At 63.4% G+C, this 20,020-nt stretch carries 17 protein-coding genes and 1 pseudogene; 16 read left to right on the forward strand and 2 right to left on the reverse strand.

What is annotated here, in order from left to right; translation table 11 throughout:
• Positions 1-6: 6 nt before the first annotated feature.
• Positions 7-636: a GIY-YIG nuclease family protein gene (locus ACVWWJ_RS08440; protein WP_456967393.1), complete on the reverse strand. Its 630-nt coding sequence runs from the start codon at positions 634-636 to the stop codon at positions 7-9.
• Between the two features lie 280 nt (positions 637-916).
• Here ACVWWJ_RS08440 and ACVWWJ_RS08445 point away from each other — a divergent pair, with 280 nt between their 5' ends.
• The 3 genes and pseudogenes from ACVWWJ_RS08445 (at position 917) to ACVWWJ_RS08455 (ending at position 2,072) form a co-directional block, all read left to right on the forward strand.
• Entirely contained in the window at positions 917-1,336 is a 420-nt protein-coding gene (locus tag ACVWWJ_RS08445; protein WP_456967394.1) for a GFA family protein, read from the forward strand.
• 154 nt (positions 1,337-1,490) lie between these two features.
• Positions 1,491-1,658 (forward strand): annotated as a pseudogene (locus ACVWWJ_RS08450) (type II toxin-antitoxin system RelE/ParE family toxin); the annotation flags it as partial.
• 120 nt (positions 1,659-1,778) lie between these two features.
• Positions 1,779-2,072 (forward strand): HigA family addiction module antitoxin, encoded by a 294-nt coding sequence (locus ACVWWJ_RS08455; RefSeq protein WP_159891656.1) that lies wholly within the window; start codon positions 1,779-1,781, stop codon positions 2,070-2,072.
• A gap of 3 nt (positions 2,073-2,075) precedes the next feature.
• Here ACVWWJ_RS08455 and ACVWWJ_RS08460 read toward each other — a convergent pair whose 3' ends face one another.
• Complete coding sequence (locus tag ACVWWJ_RS08460; RefSeq protein ID WP_456967395.1) at positions 2,076-3,227, reverse strand: GGDEF domain-containing protein; 1,152 nt, start codon at positions 3,225-3,227, stop codon at positions 2,076-2,078.
• Between the two features lie 337 nt (positions 3,228-3,564).
• On the opposite strand from ACVWWJ_RS08460, the gene ACVWWJ_RS08465 reads away from it, so the two are divergent.
• The 13 genes from ACVWWJ_RS08465 to gyrA all read left to right on the forward strand — a co-directional run bounded on the left by ACVWWJ_RS08465 (position 3,565) and on the right by gyrA (position 19,964).
• The gene (locus ACVWWJ_RS08465) at positions 3,565-4,110 is read left to right on the forward strand and encodes a ribosome maturation factor RimP (protein ID WP_456969683.1); all 546 of its coding nucleotides are present in this window, start codon (positions 3,565-3,567) and stop codon (positions 4,108-4,110) included.
• A gap of 45 nt (positions 4,111-4,155) precedes the next feature.
• On the forward strand, positions 4,156-5,670 hold the full coding sequence (nusA, locus tag ACVWWJ_RS08470) for a transcription termination factor NusA (protein WP_159891660.1): 1,515 nt from the start codon (positions 4,156-4,158) through the stop codon (positions 5,668-5,670).
• Positions 5,671-5,803: 133 nt separating this feature from the next.
• Entirely contained in the window at positions 5,804-8,743 is a 2,940-nt protein-coding gene (infB, locus tag ACVWWJ_RS08475) for a translation initiation factor IF-2 (RefSeq protein ID WP_456967396.1), read from the forward strand.
• 76 nt (positions 8,744-8,819) lie between these two features.
• Positions 8,820-9,203 (forward strand): 30S ribosome-binding factor RbfA, encoded by a 384-nt coding sequence (gene rbfA / locus ACVWWJ_RS08480; RefSeq protein ID WP_159895684.1) that lies wholly within the window; start codon positions 8,820-8,822, stop codon positions 9,201-9,203.
• A 156-nt stretch (positions 9,204-9,359) separates the two neighbouring features.
• Positions 9,360-10,277: a tRNA pseudouridine(55) synthase TruB gene (gene truB, locus ACVWWJ_RS08485; protein WP_456967397.1), complete on the forward strand. Its 918-nt coding sequence runs from the start codon at positions 9,360-9,362 to the stop codon at positions 10,275-10,277.
• A 141-nt stretch (positions 10,278-10,418) separates the two neighbouring features.
• The gene (gene rpsO / locus ACVWWJ_RS08490) at positions 10,419-10,685 is read left to right on the forward strand and encodes a 30S ribosomal protein S15 (RefSeq protein ID WP_046981277.1); all 267 of its coding nucleotides are present in this window, start codon (positions 10,419-10,421) and stop codon (positions 10,683-10,685) included.
• 25 nt (positions 10,686-10,710) lie between these two features.
• The gene (gene pnp, locus ACVWWJ_RS08495; RefSeq protein WP_456967398.1) at positions 10,711-12,816 is read left to right on the forward strand and encodes a polyribonucleotide nucleotidyltransferase; all 2,106 of its coding nucleotides are present in this window, start codon (positions 10,711-10,713) and stop codon (positions 12,814-12,816) included.
• A gap of 225 nt (positions 12,817-13,041) precedes the next feature.
• Positions 13,042-14,058 (forward strand): poly(R)-hydroxyalkanoic acid synthase subunit PhaE, encoded by a 1,017-nt coding sequence (locus ACVWWJ_RS08500; RefSeq protein WP_456967399.1) that lies wholly within the window; start codon positions 13,042-13,044, stop codon positions 14,056-14,058.
• Positions 14,055-15,122 (forward strand): class III poly(R)-hydroxyalkanoic acid synthase subunit PhaC, encoded by a 1,068-nt coding sequence (locus tag ACVWWJ_RS08505; protein ID WP_456967400.1) that lies wholly within the window; start codon positions 14,055-14,057, stop codon positions 15,120-15,122. Before ACVWWJ_RS08500 ends, ACVWWJ_RS08505 begins: the two co-directional genes overlap by 4 nt.
• 5 nt (positions 15,123-15,127) lie before the next feature.
• A complete protein-coding gene (locus ACVWWJ_RS08510; RefSeq protein ID WP_456967401.1) occupies positions 15,128-15,634 on the forward strand; it encodes a DUF2165 family protein in 507 nt (168 codons plus the stop codon).
• 118 nt (positions 15,635-15,752) lie between these two features.
• Positions 15,753-16,766, forward strand: a complete 1,014-nt coding sequence (mtnA, locus tag ACVWWJ_RS08515) for an S-methyl-5-thioribose-1-phosphate isomerase (RefSeq protein ID WP_456967403.1) — start codon at positions 15,753-15,755, stop codon at positions 16,764-16,766.
• On the forward strand, positions 16,763-17,176 hold the full coding sequence (locus ACVWWJ_RS08520; RefSeq protein ID WP_159895670.1) for a GtrA family protein: 414 nt from the start codon (positions 16,763-16,765) through the stop codon (positions 17,174-17,176). The genes mtnA and ACVWWJ_RS08520 overlap by 4 nt, the downstream gene beginning before the upstream one ends.
• Before the next feature lie 139 nt (positions 17,177-17,315).
• Positions 17,316-19,964: a DNA gyrase subunit A gene (gene gyrA / locus ACVWWJ_RS08525; RefSeq protein WP_456967404.1), complete on the forward strand. Its 2,649-nt coding sequence runs from the start codon at positions 17,316-17,318 to the stop codon at positions 19,962-19,964.
• Positions 19,965-20,020: the final 56 nt, after the last annotated feature.

The raw sequence follows: 20,020 nt of genomic DNA on the forward strand, positions 1-20,020 counted from the left end.
AGTCGCCTAGCCGAACAGGCGGCGGTGCTCGCCGTTCGCGTACCAGTCGACCACGTGAGAGGGCAGCCGCGATTCGATCATCACGCCGGCGGCGACGAACATGTCCAGCGTGTCGAGCAGGGCGCGTTGCAGCCGTTTGGCGTTGGGGTCGTCCGGCGCGTTATGGGTCGCCCAATCGAGCGTCTCAACGATCCGCGCCGACCAGTCATGCAGGCGGTCGACGCGGGCCTCGAGGTAATCGCGTAGCCAAGGCTTCAGGCTCCGGCTCAGGTTGTATCCCTCGGTGCGGGCGATGTCCTCGAGCAGAGTTGCGACCTCTGCATGCACTCCCCGGTACCACTCCGTGTGTCCCGCCGCGGATACGGGCACGACAAGCGGTGCCATTGCGCGCTGATCGGGGAATGCTTCTATCAGGCGGCGTTCGATGCGTCGCGCATCGGCGACGCGCTCTGCATCGAGGAGAAACCCCCGTTCCAGATCGAAGAAGTCGAAGAACCGGCGGTGCAGGGTGCTGAATCGTGTGAACGGGTCACGCGAAAATCCAACCTTCAACAGGTCCTCGTCGCGGCAGGGCAACACATAGACGTAGGCCTTGCCGCGCGAGGCGAAACGAGGGTAGGGGGCATCGTCTTCCATCGGCCAAGTATGGCGCGTCGGGGTATCCTCGTTCCATGAGTCGTACGTTGCTCGCACTGATGGTGCCCCAGGCCGAGCCGCTGGTCGGCGAGATGAGGGCGCGCCTGGACCCCTCCGCGCGGCGTGGCCTTGGCGCACATATCACGCTGGTTTATCCATGGCTCGCTTCATGGGCCGGTGGAGTACCTGTGCAAGGACGTACACGTGATGGAGAAGGGCGCGGATGGCTGGCGCGTTCTTGCCATTCTTCCGTTGTGGCCGCCGACCAGGAGCGCGATGCATGTTGATTCAAGGTAGCTGCCATTGCGGCAACGTTACTTTCAACCTCGTCTGGCCCGGGCATGCCGACACGATTGCCGCCAGGGCTTGCACATGCACTTTCTGCCAGAAGCACGGAGCCGTGTGGACGGCAAATGCGTCTGCTACGTTCAGCGTGCGTGTAAAAGACATTCGGCTAGTTACCAACTACGCCTTTGGCACGAAAACCGCCGACTTCCTGGTATGTGCGCATTGCGGCGTAGTCGTCTGTTGTACGAGTCTGATCGAAGGAACGTTGTACGCGGTAGTCAACGTCAATACGTTCGATAACGTCGACAGCTCTCGCCTCTTGCGAGCTGAGGTCAGCTTCGACGGCGAGCAGGAGTCGACAAGGCTGGCGCGACGCGCAGCAAACTGGATCGGCGACGTCCGCTTTACCTGATAAGTCGCCTGCCTGCGGCAAGGAGGTTGCGTGCCGCGTGGGCGATGCCTACGTCAGTGGAGGCCGGACGGTCAGCAATCCGCTCCACGCACTGACTGCACGTCCTGACAACGTCGCGCATGATCGCTTATCGACAAAAGATAAGTAGCGATTTATGATTGTTTCGTTCGCACACCGAGAGGCCGAAGCGCTCTTTAAAGGATATCGGGTGCGGCGATTCGTCCGTATCGAGTCCGTCATCAGGCGCAAGCTTGCTCAGTTGCATTCGGCCCCCAGTCTCGGGTTTCTCCGGGCACCGCCTGGCAATCGCCTGGAAGCGTTGCAGGGTGACCGATTTGGCCAATACAGCATCCGGGTCAATGACCAATACAGGATTTTTTTCGTTGGTCCGGCGAAGGCGCGTGCGGCGTTGAAATCGTTGACTATCATTAAGGTAAGCGTCATGGCAAAACGACTCCCTCCCGTCCATCCCGGCGAAATCCTCCGCGAGGAGTACATGCGCCCTTACGGACTGTCGAGCAACGCGCTCGCCATCGCCCTCGGCGTGACCGCAGCGCGTGTCAACGAGATCGCGAATGAACGACGCGGCGTCACGGCCGACACGGCGCTGCGGCTGGCCCGCTACTTTGGCGGCGATGCACGTGGCTGGCTCAACCTGCAGCAGAATTACGAGCTGGAGTGCGCGGAGCGGACGATCGGGAATGCTCTCAAAGCCATCCGCCCCCGCGCCGCCTGAGCCTCAAGCCACCTCGACCCGGTTCCGCCCCGCATTCTTCGCCCGGTACAGCGCCTCGTCCGCACCCTGGATGAGCACATGGATCTCGGTATTGGTCGAGGTGCAGACCCCGACACTGGTCGTGAAGGCGATCGCGCTGCCGGAGAACGGTGCCGGAGCGCTTTCTATCCGGGTGCGCAGGCTTTCGGCCAGGCTGCTTGCCGTGTTCGGCGACGCGCCTGGCAGCAGGATCAGGAATTCCTCGCCGCCGTAGCGGGAGAACAGCGCGTGCTCCGGGATGCCGCTGGCGCGGACGGTCTCGGCAAAGTGCTTGAGCACGGCGTCGCCCCCGGCATGGCCCCAGGAGTCGTTCACCGCCTTGAAGTTGTCCAGGTCGAAGAGCAGGGCGGAATTGCTGCGGCCCCGTGTCGTCGCCAGCCGGCGGTTGGACTCCCGGACCACGGCGGTACGGTTAAGGAGGCCCGTCAGGCCGTCGATCTCGGCGGCGCAGCGGAGATCGTGGACCAGACGCTGGGCCAGCATCAGAGTGAAGCCGGTGCTCAGCAGGAAGGTGCAGAGGATGCCGAACAGGTAATTCGATGTCGTCAGAATCGAAGCGAGCACCTGGTGCGAATCCATCTCAGGGTGCAGTGAGATGGCGGCGCGTGCGAGATAGAAGAAGGTGTCGATCACGAAGACCAGCGCGGTAAAGGCACAGCCCGTCTTCAGCTCCCGCGGCGCGCGGAACAACAGCAGCCAGATCATCCAGGCATCCCAGATGATGCTTTTCACGCCGAACACGGTCGCCTCGACCGCCTGCGGTGGCGGCGCGATGAAGAAGGCGACCTGGACGGCCAGGAAGGCGGCGATCAGAAGGGCAGGCCAGCGCCAGCGCAGCGGATATTTAATGTGGATGGCGATGCCACCTAACATCGCGCCATTGGCGGCGGCTATCAGGACGCTCCCGACGATAGCCGAGAGAAAGGTTCCGTTTTCGTCGTATCCCTCGGCCAGGCCCGCCAGAGTGAGCAGCCAGAACGCGCCGGCCCAGATGTGCAGGGCAAGCATCCCCCGCAGCACCATGCTGAGCAGGGTGAAGCTCAGTGCAATGGTCGCGCCCACGGCCAGGCCGATGATGCCTAGCGTGTGGACGTCGAGATTCGCCGTGCCATCCATCCCGTCCCCCGGATTCGCCCCTGGGCCATTCTAGGACGGGACCGTCCACCTTGCACGAAGACATAAAAATACGATAGACTTGGTGAATCTTAAGCGCCGTTGGGCCCCGGTTTAGGCCTTACACCCAGTGGGTGCTTCAGGAACTTTCTTTTTACAAGAAAGCCTCCTCGTGAGGCTTTTTTGTTGGGCGCACGGAGGTGCCCTGCGACACACTGTGAGCGCCGTCAGGGCATCGCGGAGGGCGCTGAAGGAGAGTGTCGGATACATCGGCGACGTAATGGAATGGGCCGCTCGCGCCCTTTTTTTGTTTCTGGCGAATGGAAAAACCGCAGGTAACGTGGATACCAACGCACTTACACAACGCCTTTCAGACATCGTGGCCGAGCTTGGCCTTGAAGTGCTGGGCATGGATTTCGCACCGTCCGACGGTCAGCAGACGCTGCGCGTCTACCTGGAAGTGCTCGGCGCCGAGCGCGAACGTCGCGAGGCAGCAGAGCTTCCGGTGGAAGTCACGGTCGAGGATTGCGAGGCCGCGAGCCGCGAGTTCTCGGCCTACCTGGACGTTGAAGATCCCATCCCTGGCAACTATGTATTAGAAGTCTCCTCACCCGGCATCGACCGCCCCCTGTTCACGGCGGAGCAGTTCGCTCGCGTGAGCGGCCAGGAAGTCAAAGTGCTGCTGAAGGCCCCGATCGAGGGTCGTCGGCGCCTCAAAGGCAACGTCATTGAAGTAAATGGCGAGCACATTGTGGTTGAGGGCGAGGCTGGCCGATTCGAATTCGAGCATGCGGACGTCGAAAGCGCCCGCGTGGTTCCCGACTGGGTGGCTCTCGGCTACGCGCCGCAGCCCAAGCCCTCGTTGGGCGGAAAGAAACCCAAATAACGAAACGACGGGGTGCCGCGGGGCATCCTTACGGGAGTAGCGGCAATGAGCAAAGAACTTTTGCTGGTAGTCGACGCGGTCGCCAACGAAAAGGGCGTACCGCGCGAAGTCATTTTTGACGCCATGGAAGCGGCGCTGGCCTCGGCCGCCAAGAAGCGCTACCCCGATGAGGATCCGGACATCCGTGTCGAGATCGATCGCAACACGGGTGATTACGAAACCTTCCGTCGCTGGGAGATCGTCGCCGATGACGTCGAGATGGAGGATCCGTCCTACCAGATCCGTCTCATGGACGCCGAAGACGAAGCCGGTGAAGGCGAAGTGGCCGAGATCGGCGGTGCCATCGAGCACCAGGTCGAGAACGCCGAGTTTGGCCGCATTGCTGCGCAGGCCGCGAAGCAGGTCATCGTGCAGCGCGTTCGCGAGGCCGAGCGTCAGCAGGTGGTCGACGCCTTTGTCGATCGCGTCGGCGAACTCGTCACCGGTATCGTCAAGCGTGTCGAGCGCGGCAACGTCTACCTCGATCTGGGCAGCAATGCCGAAGCTTTCATCCCGCGCGACAAGACGATTCCTCGTGAATCGGCCCGTGTCGGCGACCGCGTTCGCGGTTACCTGTACGAAGTGAAATCGGAAATCCGTGGTCCGCAGCTGTTCGTTTCGCGCAGCGCGCCGGAATTCATGATCGAACTGTTCAAGCTCGAAGTGCCGGAAGTCGGCCAGGGCCTGGTCGAGATCAAGGGCTGCGCACGTGATCCGGGCGATCGCGCCAAGATCGCCGTGGTCGCGCACGACAGCCGCACCGATCCCATCGGCGCGTGCATCGGCATGCGTGGTTCGCGCGTGCAGGCCGTGTCCAACGAGCTCAATGGCGAGCGCGTCGACATCATCCTGTGGCACGAGAACCAGGCCCAGTACGTCATCAATGCGATGGCGCCGGCCGAAGTGCAGTCGATCATCATGGACGAAGAGAAGCACTCCATGGACATCGCCGTTGCCGAGGACAAACTGTCCCAGGCGATCGGTCGCGGTGGCCAGAACGTGCGCCTTGCCAGCAAGCTCACCGGCTGGCAGCTCAACGTGATGACGCAGGACCAGGTCACGGCCAAGAGCGAGGCCGAACAGGCCGCCGCCCTGCAGCTGTTCCAGGACAAACTCGAAGTGGACGAAGAGATCGCCGGCATCCTGGTGCAGGAAGGCTTCTCGTCCATCGAAGAAATTGCTTACGTACCGAGCGCCGAGCTGCTCAACGTGGAAGGCTTCGACGAAGACATCGTCGAGGAACTCCGTGCTCGCGCCCGCGACGCCCTGCTGACCGAAGCACTGGCTGCCGAGGAAGGTGTGGAAGAAAATCCGCCTTCCGAGGAACTGCTCGGTCTGGACGGCATGGACGATGCGACCGCCTTCGCGCTGGCGGATCGTGGTGTGAAGACGCTGGACGACCTGGGTGACCTTGCCGTCGACGAACTCATCGATATCGATGGCATGACAGAGGAACGCGCTTCGCAGCTGATCATGGCTGCGCGTGCTCCGATGATCGCCCGCCTGGAAAAGGGTGGTTAAGCGCGAGACCGGAAGCGTCCTGGACGGACGCCTCGAGGGAGGCCATGAGGTCTCCCGCCATGGATGGAGGCAGCCGTACGGGTCATCGTCGGCACGTAAGGTTACGCGCGGGAACGGCGGAGAATAAAGAACGATGTCGGACGTCACAATCAAACAACTCGCCCATCAATTGGGCCTCCCGGTCGACAAGCTGCTTGGGCAGCTTGGCGAAGCCGGCATGAAATTCTCCGATGCGGAGCAGGTCATCAGCAGCACCGAAAAGGTGAAACTGCTCGGATTCCTGCGTCGCACGCACGGCAAGAACGACGCCGCTCCCGAAACGGATGAAACGGCCCCACGCCAGATCACCCTCAAGCGCCGCACTGTCGGCGAGCTGAAGGTGAGCTCGGGCACGGGTCGTGGCGCTGGTGCGGCTAAGACGGTCAACGTCGAAGTCCGCACCAAGCGTACTTACGTCAAGCGCAGCACGATCGCCGAAGACGCCGCGCATGATCCGGAGCGTGAAGACGCCGCGCGCAAGCTCGCCGAGTCGCACGCCCAGCGTGAGACCGACGAGGCACAGCGCCGTGAAGAAGCCGAGCGTCGCCACGCGGAAGAAGCGCGTCAGGCTGCCGAGGCCGAAGCGCGTCGCCAGGAAGAGGCTGCCGCCGAGGCACGCCGCCGCGCGGAGGCCGAGCAGGCCGCCGAGCGTGCGCGCGCAGAAGCAGCACAGGCAGCGGCCCAGTCATCGCCGGCATCCGCCGATGCGAAGGCTGCGCCGACGCCCGTTGCCGCTCCGGCTGCTCCGGCCGCCCCGGTGACCACGTCGTTCACTGACGAGAATGGTGTGACCCACCAGACAGGCAAGCTCGATACGCGCAGGCTCGGCATGATCACGCCGACCATCCATGAGCCGCGCAAGCGTGAGCGTGTCATTCCCAAGCCGGTTCCCGCTCCGGCCCCGGCCCCGGCTCCGCCGCCGGTCGTGGCAGCTCCGGCGCCCGCACCGGCCCCGCGCGCGGCGGCTCCTTCCCCCGCACCGCGTCCGGCCCCCGGTTCGGTCGCAGCCGCTAACGATTCGCGCGGCAACGCGCGTCCGAAGCACGGTGGTGGCGGTGGCGGTGGTAACAGCGGCGGCCCCGGCCGCAGCAACGACCGTGACTCCGGCGGCAAGCGTTTTGGCGGTGGGGAAATGCACCTGTCCGACGCCGATCGCGCGCGCCGCTCGAGTGCAAATCGTCGTGGCGGCAGCAAGGTCCGCGGTCGCGAAACCCCGCGCGGCGGTGCTTCGTCCGGTGGCCCGCACGGCTTCACGCGTCCGACGGCTGCTGTCGTCCGTGATGTCGTGATCGGCGACAACAACCTCGTCACCGATCTCGCCCAGAAGATGGCCGTGAAGGGTGCCGAGGTGGTCAAGGCGCTGTTCAAGATGGGCGTGATGGCGACCATCAACCAGACCATCGACCACGACACCGCTGCACTGGTTGTCGAGGAGCTCGGGCACAACCCGGTTCGCGCCACCGAGAACGACGCGGAAGCCGCGCTGCAGACGCAGACGCAGACCGCCGAACTCGAGGGCGAGAAGGTCACGCGTCCGCCGGTGGTCACGATCATGGGTCACGTCGACCATGGCAAGACCTCGCTGCTGGATTACATCCGCCGCACCAAGGTCGCCTCGGGCGAAGCCGGTGGCATCACGCAGCACATCGGCGCGTACCACGTCGAAACCAGCCGCGGTGTCATCACCTTCCTCGATACCCCGGGCCATGCGGCGTTTACGTCCATGCGTGCCCGCGGTGCGCAGTCCACGGATATCGTGGTGCTCGTGGTCGCAGCGGATGACGGTGTCATGCCGCAGACGATCGAAGCCGTGAAGCATGCGCGTGCCGCCAAGGTGCCGCTGATCGTGGCGCTGAACAAGATGGACAAGGCCGGCGCCAACCCGGACAACGTGAAGCAGGGTCTCGGCCTCCTCGAAGTCATCCCTGAAGAGTGGGGCGGCGAAACGCCGTTCGTGCCGCTCTCGGCGAAGACCGGCGATGGCGTCGATGCACTGCTCGACGCGATCTCGGCCCAGGCCGAAGTCATGGAACTCAAGGCGGTGGCCGATGGCCGCGCCTCCGGTGTCGTGATCGAATCCAGCCTCGACCGCGGTCGCGGTCCGGTGGCCACGGTACTGGTCCAGCAGGGCACGCTGAAGAAGGGCGACTTTGTTGTCTGCGGTGTCGAGTACGGCCGCATGCGCGCCCTGGTCGACGAAACCGGCAAGCAGGTCAATGAAGCCGGCCCGTCGATTCCGGTGCAGGTGCTGGGTCTGTCCGGCGTGCCGGAATCGGGTGACGACTTCGTCGCCGTGAAGGACGAACGCCTGGCCCGTGAAGTGGCGGCCGAGCGTTTGCTCAAGCGTCGCGAAACCCGCCTGGTCAGCAAGTCGAACCGTCTGGAAGACATCATCGCCCAGATGGGCCAGGGCCAGGGCCAGCAGACCCTCAACATCCTCGTCAAGGCGGATGTGCAGGGTTCGGTCGAGGCACTGCGCGATTCGCTTACCCAGATCGGCAACGACCTGGTCAAGGTGAACGTGATCGCTTCCGGCGTCGGTGGCATCACCGAGTCCGAGGCCACGCTGGCCACGGCCTCGAAGGCCCTGATCATCGGCTTCAACGTCCGCGCCGACGCTTCGGCACGCAAGGTGATCGACACGAACGGCCTCGATGTCCGTTACTTCTCGATCATCTATGACGTGATCGATCAGGTCACGCAGGCAGCTACCGGCCTGCTGGGCATGGAGATCCGCGAAGAGATCATCGGTGTCGCGCAGGTTCGTGACGTGTTCCGTTCGTCGAAGTTCGGCGCGGTCGCGGGCTGCATGGTCATCGAAGGCAACGTCAAGCGCAGCAAGCCGATCCGCGTGCTGCGTGACAACGTGGTCGTGTTCCAGGGCGAACTCGAGTCGCTGCGCCGCTTCAAGGAGCTCGTCGACGAGGTCCGTAACGGCATGGAATGCGGTATCGCCGTCAAGCAGTACAACGACGTCAAGGTCGGCGACCAGATCGAGTGCTTCGAGCGCATCGAAGTGCCCCGTACGCTGTAACTCGCGTCAGCTGGCCTCCCCGGTTCGCCGGGGAGGCTTTCTTTGTTTATGCACCTATCAAAAACTGGAGGCGGATATGCCGTCCCGTGATTTCAAGCGTACCGACCGCGTGTCCGCCCAGCTTCGCCGCGAAGTCAGCGAACTGTTGCATGCCGCTGTGCGCGACTACGCGCTGCCGTCGGCCAGCGTGTCGGATGTCGAAGTAACCCGTGATCTCGACTGGGCTACCGTATGGGTCACGGCACTCAAGCCGGAAGAGTCGGCGGTGGTCATGAAAGCGCTGAAGGAGCTCGCTCCCGAGTTCCGTCATGCGCTGTCGAAGTCGATGATTCTGCGCAAGGTGCCCCAACTGAAGTTCAAGTACGACGAATCTGTCGATACCGGTGAACGCATCGAGCGCCTGCTACGCGAAAACCCGGCCCCCCCGTTAGATCCGGCCGACGAACCGAAAGAAGACTGATCTATCGGCTCCTCCCGTAGGAGCCGATTCATCGGCGATGCTCTTGCCTGGTAGGAGCCGCTTCAGCGGCGATAGGTGCTAGCCGCAAGCTTGCCCGCTGCCGCAGGATTGCCGGCAAAGCCGGTTCCCACAATGTCCTGAGCCGTCGACCTACCCATGAAACGCCGAACCTTCCGTGACATCCACGGCATCCTCCTGCTCGATAAGCCGCTCGGCCTGAGTTCCAACCAGGCCCTGCAGACGGCGCGCCGGCTCGTGGGCGCCGCCAAAGGCGGACATACCGGGAGCCTGGACCCCCTCGCGACCGGGCTGTTGCCCCTGTGTTTCGGTGAAGCGACCAAGCTCGCTGGATGGCTGCTGGGCTCGCGCAAAGCCTACGAGGCCGAAGTGCGTCTGGGCACGACGACGACGACGGCCGACCTGGAAGGCGAGGTGGTCGAGACGCGCCCCGTTCCCGAGTTGGACGACGCGGCGATCGAATCGGCGCTGGCGCCGCTGCGCGGACACATCGTGCAGATCCCGCCGGCCTATTCGGCGATCAAGCAGGATGGTGTGCCGCTCTACGTCCGGGCCCGGCGCGGCGAGACGGTGGATGTGCCCGCCCGCGAGGTCGACGTCTACCGGCTCGAGGTGATCGCGCGGGACGGCAACACCATTCGTCTGCATGTGGAATGCGGGTCCGGCACGTATGTCCGGAGTCTGGCGGTCGATTTCGGTGCAAATCTTGGCTGCGGTGCCCACCTGACCGGCCTGCGCCGGCTCTGGGTCGAGCCGTTCATGGAGCCGCCGATGGTCACGCTCGACGAGCTGCGCGATGCCGCCGACATCGGGCCGGATCAGCTCGAAGCCTTCCTGTTGCCGGTCGATGCCGGCCTGGCACATATCCCCCGGGTGGAACTGGATCCGGAACAGACACGCATTTTCGGCTTTGGCCAGCCGGTCCCGCTGGGGGAAGGGGTTGGGCAAGGGCGATGTGCGGTGTGGAGTGTCGACGGTCGTCTCATGGCGCTCGGCGAAATCACCGATGACGGCCTGCTCAGGGTGCTGCGGGGTCTCAACCTTCCCGCCGCGTGACCGGGCTTGTTGCCGCTACGCGCACGACGTTACAATAGAGTGCTCGTTTCATAGCATTCAACACATTGCGAAGCTTGCGCAACTTCAGCGGACCGCTGAGGTTGCGCAAGCTTCGCACCCGCTTTTAAGGAATCGATTCACATGCTTACTCCCGAACAGACCGGTCAGATCATCAAGGATTTCGGCCGCAAGGAAAACGACACCGGCTCGACCGAAGTCCAGGTCGCCCTGCTGTCCGCCAACATCCTGCAGCTGCAGGATCATTTCCAGGCTCACAAGCAGGACCACCACTCGCGTCGCGGCCTGCTGAAGATGGTCAACCAGCGCAAGAAGCTTCTTTCGTATCTGAAGGCCAATGACCTGGGTCGTTACCAGACCCTGATCGAACGCCTCGGCCTGCGCCGCTAAAACGAACCAGGACGAGGAGAACACGGTGGCGAAAGTAACCAAGTCATTCCAGTACGGTAGTCACGAAGTCACACTGGAGACGGGCGAAATTGCCCGCCAGGCCTCCGGTGCGGTCATGGTCAGCATGGGCGGCACTGTCGTTCTGGTCACTGTCGTCGCTGCCCCCAAGGCGCGCGACGGCCAGGACTTCTTCCCGCTCACGGTCGACTACATGGAGAAGTTCTACTCCGCGGGTCGTATCCCGGGTGGCTTCTTCAAGCGCGAAGGCCGTCCGACCGAGAAGGAAACGCTTACCTCGCGCCTGATCGATCGTCCGCTTCGTCCGCTGTTCCCGGAAGAGTTCCGTAACGAAATCCAGGTCATCGCACAGGTTGTGTCGCTGAACCCGGAAGTCGACGGTGACATCCCGGCGCTGATCGGCGCTTCGGCTGCCATGCGTCTCGCCGGCGTGCCCTTCAAGGGCCCGATCGGTGCGGCTCGCGTCGGTTACGCCGCTGGCCAGTACATCCTCAACCCGACCGCCGCCCAGCTGAAGACCTCCGACCTCGACCTCGTCGTGGCCGGTACCTCCAGCGCCGTGATGATGGTCGAGTCGGAAGCCAAGCTCCTCAGCGAAGACGTCATGCTCGGCGCGGTGGTGTTCGGTCACCAGCAGATGCAGCTCGCGATCGACACGATCAACGCCTTCGTCGCCGAAGCCGGCGTCAAGACGTTCAAGTGGGAAGCCCCGGTTGCTAAGACGGCCCTGTACGACGCGGTCAAGGCCACCGTCGGCACCCGCTTCACCGAAGCCTTCCAGATCCGCGACAAGCTTGCCCGTCGTGACGTGGTCAGCGCGCTCAAGTCTGAAGTGAAGACGGCTATCGCCGCCGACGCCGAAGCCAATGGCTGGACCGACGCCGACATCGGCAACGCCTTTGGCGAAGTCGAATACCGCACCCTGCGCGACGGCGTGCTCAGCACGAAGGTTCGCATCGACGGTCGCCAGCTCGACGACGTCCGCCCGATCTCGGTGCGCGTCGGCGTCCTGCCGCGCACGCACGGTTCGGCGCTCTTCACCCGCGGTGAAACGCAGGCCCTGGTCGTTGCCACGCTGGGCACGACCCGTGACTCGCAGCTCATCGACGCGCCGGAAGGCGAGTGGAAGGATACGTTCCTCTTCCATTACAACTTCCCTCCGTTCTCGGTCGGTGAAACCGGTCGCGTCGGCAGCCCGAAGCGTCGCGAAATCGGCCACGGCCGTCTCGCCAAGCGCGGTGTGCAGGCTGTCAAGCCGACGATCGAAGAGTTCCCGTACGTGATCCGCGTCGTCTCGGAAATCACCGAGTCGAACGGTTCCTCGTCGATGGCTTCGGTCTGCGGTTCGTCGCTGGCCATGATGGATGCGGGCGTCCCGCTGAAGTCGCCTGTTGCCGGTATCGCCATGGGCCTGGTGAAGGAAGGCAACGACTTCGTCGTGCTCTCCGACATCCTGGGTGATGAAGATCACCTCGGTGACATGGACTTCAAGGTAGCCGGTACCGCCGATGGCGTGTCCGCGCTGCAGATGGACATCAAGGTCGACGGCATCACCGAAGAAATCATGCGCACGGCGCTGGCCCAGGCCAAGCGTGGTCGCCTGCATATCCTCGGCGAAATGGCCAAGTGCATCACCGAAGCCCGCTCGGAAATGAGCGAGTTCGCACCGCGCCTGCTCACGATCAAGATCCACCCGGACAAGATCCGCGAAGTGATCGGCAAGGGTGGCGCGACCATCCGTTCGATCACCGAAGAGACCGGTACCACGATCGACATCACCGATGACGGCAACGTGGTCATCGCGTCGGTCAACCGCGAAGCCGCCGAAGCCGCGCGCAAGCGCATCGAGCAGATCGTTTCGGACGTCGAGCCGGGCCGCATCTACGAGGGCAAGGTCGCCAAGCTGATGGACTTCGGTGCCTTCGTTACGATCATGCCGGGCAAGGACGGTCTCGTTCACGTCTCGCAGATCTCCAGCGAGCGCGTCGAGAAGGTCTCCGACAAGCTCAAGGAAGGCGACATCGTCAAGGTCAAGGTCCTCGAAGTCGATAAGCAGGGCCGTATCCGCCTGTCGATGAAGGCTGTCACCGAAGACGAAAACGTCACCGGCTAAGCCTGCGTCAAGCTGCTCCTGCAAAGCCCGGTGTTTAACGACACCGGGCTTTGTCGTTTCCGGGGCGACGATTCCCCCCCTGTAGGGGCCGATTCATCGGCGATCTCGACAATGTGGGAGCCGAGTCATCGGCGAAAAGCCAACGGAGCGGTTAAGCGGCAGGCGTTATCGCCGGCATAGCCGGCTACCACATTTCTCTGCCCCGCCACGCGGTACGATTACCCCATGTCCGATAAGCCCAACGATTTCATCGACCAGTATCAGGCCTTCGTCCGCGCGGGCCTCGAGACCTGGTCGCGCCAGTTCGACCCTGCCACCCAGGGGGCGGCTGCGTCGCCATCTGCCGACATCATGGGCCGGATGTTCAGTGGCCTGAGTGGATACGGCGACTGGATGCGCTCGATGGCGGCCGGTGAACCCGGGGCTGCCCCGTTCGCCATGGGTGGCGTGCCACCGTTCGGCCAGCCCGGTCCTGTTGGCGACTCACCTTATGGGCCGCCCGGTGCCTTTCCACCAGGTGCGGCACCGTTTGGGTACGGTCCTCCGCCGGGAGCCGCGCCCTTCGGCTATGGTCCGCCACCGGGCGCCGCCATGCCCCAGCCAGGTACCGAGCAATTCGACGAGTGGGCGAAGGTCGCGCGCGAGGCGCTGTCGATGCCGGCGTTCGGCCTGACACGCGAGCAGCAGGAAGAGCAGCAGGCCTTGTTCCGCGCATGGATCGACTACGCTGAGCATTACGCGCGTTTCCAGGCGCTGTTGCAGGGCGTGAACGACCGCGCCGGTGCGGCGCTGCGTGATCAGCCCGTGCCATCGGACCCTGAATCCATGCGTTCGGTGTACGACCGTTGGGTGAATCTTGCCGAGGAGAATTACGGCGAGGCCGCGCTTTCTGATGAATTCCGCGAGGTCTATGCCGCGCTGGTGAATGCGCAGATGCGTCTGAAAGTACTGCAGCAGAAGCAGGTCGAGCGGGTGACGAAGCAGGCCGGCATGCCGACGCGTACCGAGGTGGATAGTCTCGGCGAGCGGCTGCAGGCGATGCGTCGGGAGTTGCGGCACATGCACGGTCTTGTTGCGGAAGTAGAGGCACTGCGCGCTGAAGTGGCGGCGTTGCGGGCGGGAAAAGCGCCCGGCAAGAAGGCTGGCGTGTCGCGGCGACCTATCGCCGCTGAAGCGGCTCCCACAGGAAAGAAGGTGGCTGGCAAGGCAAAGGCCGTTGCGAAGAAGGGTAGGGCGCGATGAACGGGAATCCGTTTTCGTTCGATCCCGAGAGCGCGCGCGTCGAAGTCGAAGCCTTCCGTCGCAAGCTCGAAGCGGGGATGGAAACGCTGAAGCACCTCGGTCCCATTGAGCTCGGCACGACGCCGCGCGAGGCGGTCTATTCCGAAGACAAGCTGACGCTTTGGCACTTCAAGGGCTCGAAGAAACCGACGGCGAAGACGCCGCTGTTGATCTGCTACGCACTGGTCAATACGCCGTGGATGGTCGATCTGCAGGAAGACCGCTCGATGGTGCGTAACCTGCTCGCGCAGGGCGAAGACGTCTACCTCATCGACTGGGGCTATCCCGACGGTGCCGACCGTTGGCTCACCCTCGAGGATTACATCGACGGCTACCTTGACCGTTGCATCGACGTGATCCGAAAGCGTCATGCCATCGAATCGCTCAACCTGCTCGGCATCTGCCAGGGCGGGGTGTTCTCACTCTGCTACGCCGCGCTGCACCCGGAAAAAGTGCGCAACCTGGTCACCATGGTGACGCCGGTAGACTTCCATACGCCCGACAACATGCTGTCGCACTGGGCGCGCAATATCGACATCGACCTGTTCGTGGATACGTACGGCAATATCCCGGCCGATGTCATGAACTTCGCCTACCTCACGCTGAAGCCAGTTCGTCTGAACCAGCAGAAGTACGTCGGCCTCGTGGACATCCTCGACAACCCGAAGGAAGTCGAGAATTTCCTGCGCATGGAAAAGTGGATCTTCGATTCACCCGACCAGGCGGGTGAGGCGTTTCGCGAGTTCGCTCGCGACTTCTTCCAGAAGAACCAACTGATCAAGGGTGAGGTGCACATCGGTGGCAAGGCGATCGATCTGAAAAAGATCACCCACCCGGTGCTGAACATCTACGCCGAGCAGGATCACCTCGTGCCGCCGGCCGCGTCCACGCCCATGGGCGATGTCATTGGCAGCAAGGATTACACCGCGCTCGTTTTCAAGGGCGGCCATATCGGGGTCTACGTTTCCGGTCGTGCGCAGGCCCAGGTGCCGCCTGCCATCCATGACTGGCTCGCCAGCCGTTAGTTGGCATGACTGCGCGCCTGGCCAAGATCCTTCTCTCGCTGACGCTGGCGGCCTTTGCACTGGTCGTGGCATACGACAACCTCATCGACTATGGCTCGAACTTCGCCTTCGTGCAGCATGTGTTGTCGATGGATACGACCTTTCCGGGCAACGCGTTGCTGGAAAGGGCGATCGTCCGGCCATGGATGTGGCACGCCGGTTACGTTCTCATTATTACTGGCGAGGCGGCGACGGGCGTGTTGCTCCTTGTCGGAAGCATCGTCCTCTGGCGTGCCCGCCACCAATCGGCTCACCTCTTTCAGGCGGCCAAACGCTGGGTTGTCGCCGGCTGCGCCCTCGGCTTCGTGGTCTGGTTCTTCGGTTTCATGGTGGTTGGCGGGGAGTGGTTTGCCATGTGGCAATCGAAGGCGTGGAATGGGCAGGAAGGGGCCTTCCGGTTCTACATGGCAATCATCGGGGTGCTGATTTTCGTCAATCAGGGTGATGTGGAGCTGGAAGAGCATCGCCGCTGAAGCGGCTCCCACAAGGGGGTGCTGATTGGGGTGGGGGGCGATCGGCGCAGGCCTTGTGTGGGAGCCGCTTCAGCGGCGATTCGCGCGGCAGCGCGCCCAAGAATGCGATAATGGCCCCATGACTACGAACGACTCCCACGACTCCATTCGCGCCGTGCAGTGGCAGGGCGACCGTCTCCGCCTGCTCGACCAGCGTCGCCTTCCGGCGGAAGAAATCTGGTTCGACTGTGTGAACTCCGACGACGTCACGCGTGCCATCCGCGACCTCGCCGTGCGGGGTGCTCCGGCCATCGGTATCGCCGCGGCATGGGGCGTCGTACTGGCGGCGCAGAAGGGCGAAGATCTCGCTTCTTCCATGGCCATGTTGCGCGCTGCGCGCCCCACGGCGGTTAACCTGATGTGGGCGTTGGACCGCATGAACCGGCGCGTGCTTGCAGGCGCGGATGCTGCCGCGCTGGAAGTCGAAGCGCAGGCCATCCAGGACGAAGACCTCGCTGCCAACCGTCACATGGGTGAACTCGGCGCGTCGCTGATCGAAGCGGGTTCGCACGTGCTCACGCACTGCAACACCGGTTCGCTTGCCACCGCCGGATACGGTACGGCTTTGGGCGTGATTCGTGCCGGTGTCGCCATGGGCAATATCGAGCAGGTGTACGCCGGCGAGACGCGTCCGTGGCAGCAGGGTGCCCGCCTGACCATGTGGGAGCTGGTGCGAGACGGCATCCCCGCCAGGCTCATCGCCGATTCCGCCGCCTCGCACCTCATGAAGGACGGCAAGGTGAAATGGGTCATCGTCGGCGCGGATCGCATCGCGGCCAACGGCGACACCGCTAACAAGATCGGCACCTACCAGCTGGCCATCGCCGCACGCCACCACGGCGTGAAGTTCATGGTGGTGGCGCCATCCACCACCGTCGACATGGCGACAGCGACCGGTGACGACATCGAGATCGAGTTGCGCGACGCAACGGAACTGTTGTCGATTGCCGGCACGCGTACCGTGATCGAGGGTGCCGACGCCTGGAACCCGGTGTTCGACGTGACCCCGGCGGAGCTGATCGATGCCATCGTCACCGAGCGCGGCGTGATCCTCAAGCCCGACGAAGAACAGATGCGGATCCTGTTTCCGTGAGTCGTCTGCGCCGCGAAGTCGCGCTTTTCGCGGTGGGCGGCCTGCTCGGCTTCATCGTCGATGCAGGCATCGCCCAGGGCCTGGTGCGCCTGGCCGGGTGGAGCGTATACACCGCCCGTATCGTCTCGTTCCTCAGCGCTGCCAGCGTTACCTGGTGGTGGAACCGCAACCATACCTTCGCGCAACGCGATTCGGGCCAGAGCCAGGGCTCGGAGTGGCTGCGCTGGATGGGCCTGATGGCGGTCGGTGCGGTGATAAACAACGGCGTTTACGTGCTCGTTTTCCAGGTATTTCCCGCGCTTCGCGCATGGCCCGCGGTGGCCGTGGCGGCAGGGTCGGTAGGGGGCTCCGTGGCGAATTTCCTGTTCGCCAGGACACTGCTTTACCGCACCGCCAAAACACCTGCGTAAGTCGTTGAATTAGAACGTCTTTTAGCTGTCTTTTCAGCACCCGTTGTGCTATCATCGACGGGTTGGGTCGGCCGCGTCGCGATACCGCGAATCGCGCGGCCGGCGGGGGCCTATTGTTAGACATCCAGGAAGCCGATTGATGGCAGAACTCGCCAAAGAAGTCATCCGCGTCAATATCGAAGACGAGATGCGTCAGAGCTATCTCGACTACGCGATGAGCGTCATCGTCGGGCGTGCACTGCCCGATGTGCGCGACGGCCTCAAGCCGGTACATCGACGCGTGCTGTTCGCCATGAACGAGCTGAGCAACTCCTGGAACAAACCGTACAAGAAGTCGGCCCGCGTGGTCGGTGACGTGATCGGTAAGTACCATCCGCACGGCGACGCGTCGGTCTACGACACGATCGTCCGCATGGCACAGCCGTTCTCGCTGCGCTACATGCTCGTCGACGGCCAGGGTAACTTCGGTTCGGTCGATGGCGACAACGCCGCAGCCATGCGATACACCGAGGTGCGCATGGCGCGCCTCACGCACGAGCTGATGGCAGATATCGACAAGGAAACCGTCGATTTCGGACCGAACTACGACGAAAGCGAACACGAGCCGCTGGTCCTGCCGACCCGCGTGCCGAATCTGCTCGTCAACGGTTCGGCCGGTATCGCCGTCGGCATGGCGACGAATATCCCGCCGCACAACATGACCGAAGTCATCAATGCGGTGCTCGGCCTGATCGAGGATCCCTCGCTCGGCGTCGACGAGCTGATGACCTTCATTCCCGGCCCGGATTTCCCGACCGCCGGCATCATCAACGGTTCGTCCGGCATCATCGAGGCGTACCGCACCGGCCGCGGCCGCATCCTCGTGCGTGCGCGCACGTCGATCGAAACCGAGTCCAACGGCCGCGAGACGATCCTCGTCCACGAGCTGCCGTACCAAGTGAACAAGGCTCGCCTGATCGAGAAGATCGCCGAGCTGGTCAAGGAAAAGAAGCTCGAAGGCATCAGCGAGCTGCGCGACGAGTCCGACAAGGACGGCATGCGCGTCGTCATCGAGATTCGCCGCGACTCCATGGGCGATGTCGTGCTGAACAACCTGTTCCAGCAGACCCAGCTGCAGGTGACCTTCGGTATCAACATGGTGGCCCTGCTAGACGGCCAGCCGAAGCTGATGAACCTCAAGGACATCCTCGAGGCCTTCATTCGCCATCGCCGCGAAGTCGTCACGCGCCGCACCATCTTCGAACTGCGCAAGGCACGCCAGCGCGCGCATATCCTCGAAGGCCTCACGGTTGCGCTCGCCAACATCGAAGAGATGATCGAGCTGATCCGCACGTCCGCGTCGTCGGCCGAGGCGCGCGAGCGCATGGTCGCCCGTCGCTGGGAGCCGGGTCTGGTCAAGGCGTTGCTCGCCGCCACGGGTGCGGAATCGTCGCGTCCGGAAGATATGGATCCGCGCGATGGTCTCAACGAGAACGGCTACCAGCTGTCCGAAGCGCAGGCCACCGAAATCCTGCAGATGCGCCTGCATCGCCTTACCGGCCTCGAGCAGGAAAAGCTGTCCGACGAGTATCGCGAAATCCTCAACACGATTCGTGGCCTCATCGAGATTCTCGAGAACCCGTCGCGTCTGCTCGAAGTCATCCGCGAAGAGCTCGAGCAGATCCGCACCGACTACGGCGACGAGCGTCGCACCGAGATCCAGCACTCGCAGGAAGACCTGAACGTGCTCGACCTCATCGCCCCGGAAGACGTGGTGGTGACGCTCTCGCACACCGGTTACATCAAGCGTCAGCCGGCAAGCCTTTATCGTGCGCAGAAGCGTGGCGGCAAGGGTCGCTCGGCTTCGGCACTGAAGGACGAAGACGTCGTGCAGCAGCTGTGGGTGGTCAATACCCATGACACCCTGCTGACCTTCACCAGCACCGGCCGTGTTTACTGGCTCAAGGTGTACCAGATGCCGGAGGCTGGCCCGGGTGCACGTGGCAAGCCGATCGTGAACCTCCTGCCGCTGGGTGAGGGCGAGAAGGTGCAGGCGCTGCTGCCGGTGCGCGAGTATGACCCGACCTGCTTCGTCTTCTTTGCCACCCGCAAGGGCACGGTCAAGAAGACGCCGCTGTCGGAGTTCGCATTCCAGCTGCAGAAGGGCAAGGCCGCAATCAACCTCGACGAGGGCGATGCCCTGGTCGACGTCGCCATGACCGGCGGCGAGAGCGACGTGTTGCTCTTCGCGTCCAACGGCAAGTCGGTGCGCTTCGACGAAGGCACCGTGCGCTCGATGGGTCGTACGGCCACCGGCGTGCGCGGTATGCGCCTGGCGGAAGATGCGGAAGTGGTCTCGCTGATCGTCGCAAAGGGTGATGGCAACATCCTCACCGCGACGGCACGTGGCTTCGGCAAGCGCACCGCTCTCGACGAGTTCCCGAAGAAGGGCCGTGGCACACAGGGCGTCATCGCCATCCAGTGCTCGGACCGTAACGGCAACCTCGTGGCGGCCACCCAGGTCACCGAGACCCAGCAGCTGATGCTGATCTCCGACCAGGGCACGCTGGTACGTACGCGCGTGTCGGAAGTCTCGCAGCTCAGCCGCAACACGCAGGGCGTGACGCTGATCAAGCTGCCGAAGGACGAGACGCTCATCGGCGTGGTTCGCCTCGAAGCTGAGGAAGAGCTCGAGATCGAGGGTGAGGTCATCGATGGCGACGTTGTCGTCGACGGTGATGTCGCCGCCGACCTGCCGCCGATCGAAAGCGGCCCCACCGGTGACGGCGACGAGCCGACCGAAGGGTAAGAACGAAAAACCCCGCTGAAAATGAACTGACCCCCGGAAGTTGGACACCCGTCCAA

Source organism: Luteibacter sp. HA06, from assembly GCF_054061215.1.

Coding starts and splice junctions, on each gene's coding strand:
- rpsO (WP_046981277.1), top strand. CDS start 10,419: ATGCTTACTCCCGAACAGACCGGTCAGATCATCAAGGATTTCGGCCGC.
- nusA (WP_159891660.1), top strand. CDS start 4,156: ATGAGCAAAGAACTTTTGCTGGTAGTCGACGCGGTCGCCAACGAAAAG.
- ACVWWJ_RS08505 (WP_456967400.1), top strand. CDS start 14,055: ATGAACGGGAATCCGTTTTCGTTCGATCCCGAGAGCGCGCGCGTCGAA.
- ACVWWJ_RS08510 (WP_456967401.1), top strand. CDS start 15,128: ATGACTGCGCGCCTGGCCAAGATCCTTCTCTCGCTGACGCTGGCGGCC.
- ACVWWJ_RS08445 (WP_456967394.1), top strand. CDS start 917: ATGTTGATTCAAGGTAGCTGCCATTGCGGCAACGTTACTTTCAACCTC.
- ACVWWJ_RS08460 (WP_456967395.1), bottom strand. CDS start 3,227: ATGGATGGCACGGCGAATCTCGACGTCCACACGCTAGGCATCATCGGC.
- rbfA (WP_159895684.1), top strand. CDS start 8,820: ATGCCGTCCCGTGATTTCAAGCGTACCGACCGCGTGTCCGCCCAGCTT.
- truB (WP_456967397.1), top strand. CDS start 9,360: ATGAAACGCCGAACCTTCCGTGACATCCACGGCATCCTCCTGCTCGAT.
- ACVWWJ_RS08500 (WP_456967399.1), top strand. CDS start 13,042: ATGTCCGATAAGCCCAACGATTTCATCGACCAGTATCAGGCCTTCGTC.
- mtnA (WP_456967403.1), top strand. CDS start 15,753: ATGACTACGAACGACTCCCACGACTCCATTCGCGCCGTGCAGTGGCAG.
- gyrA (WP_456967404.1), top strand. CDS start 17,316: ATGGCAGAACTCGCCAAAGAAGTCATCCGCGTCAATATCGAAGACGAG.
- infB (WP_456967396.1), top strand. CDS start 5,804: ATGTCGGACGTCACAATCAAACAACTCGCCCATCAATTGGGCCTCCCG.
- ACVWWJ_RS08440 (WP_456967393.1), bottom strand. CDS start 636: ATGGAAGACGATGCCCCCTACCCTCGTTTCGCCTCGCGCGGCAAGGCC.
- ACVWWJ_RS08455 (WP_159891656.1), top strand. CDS start 1,779: ATGGCAAAACGACTCCCTCCCGTCCATCCCGGCGAAATCCTCCGCGAG.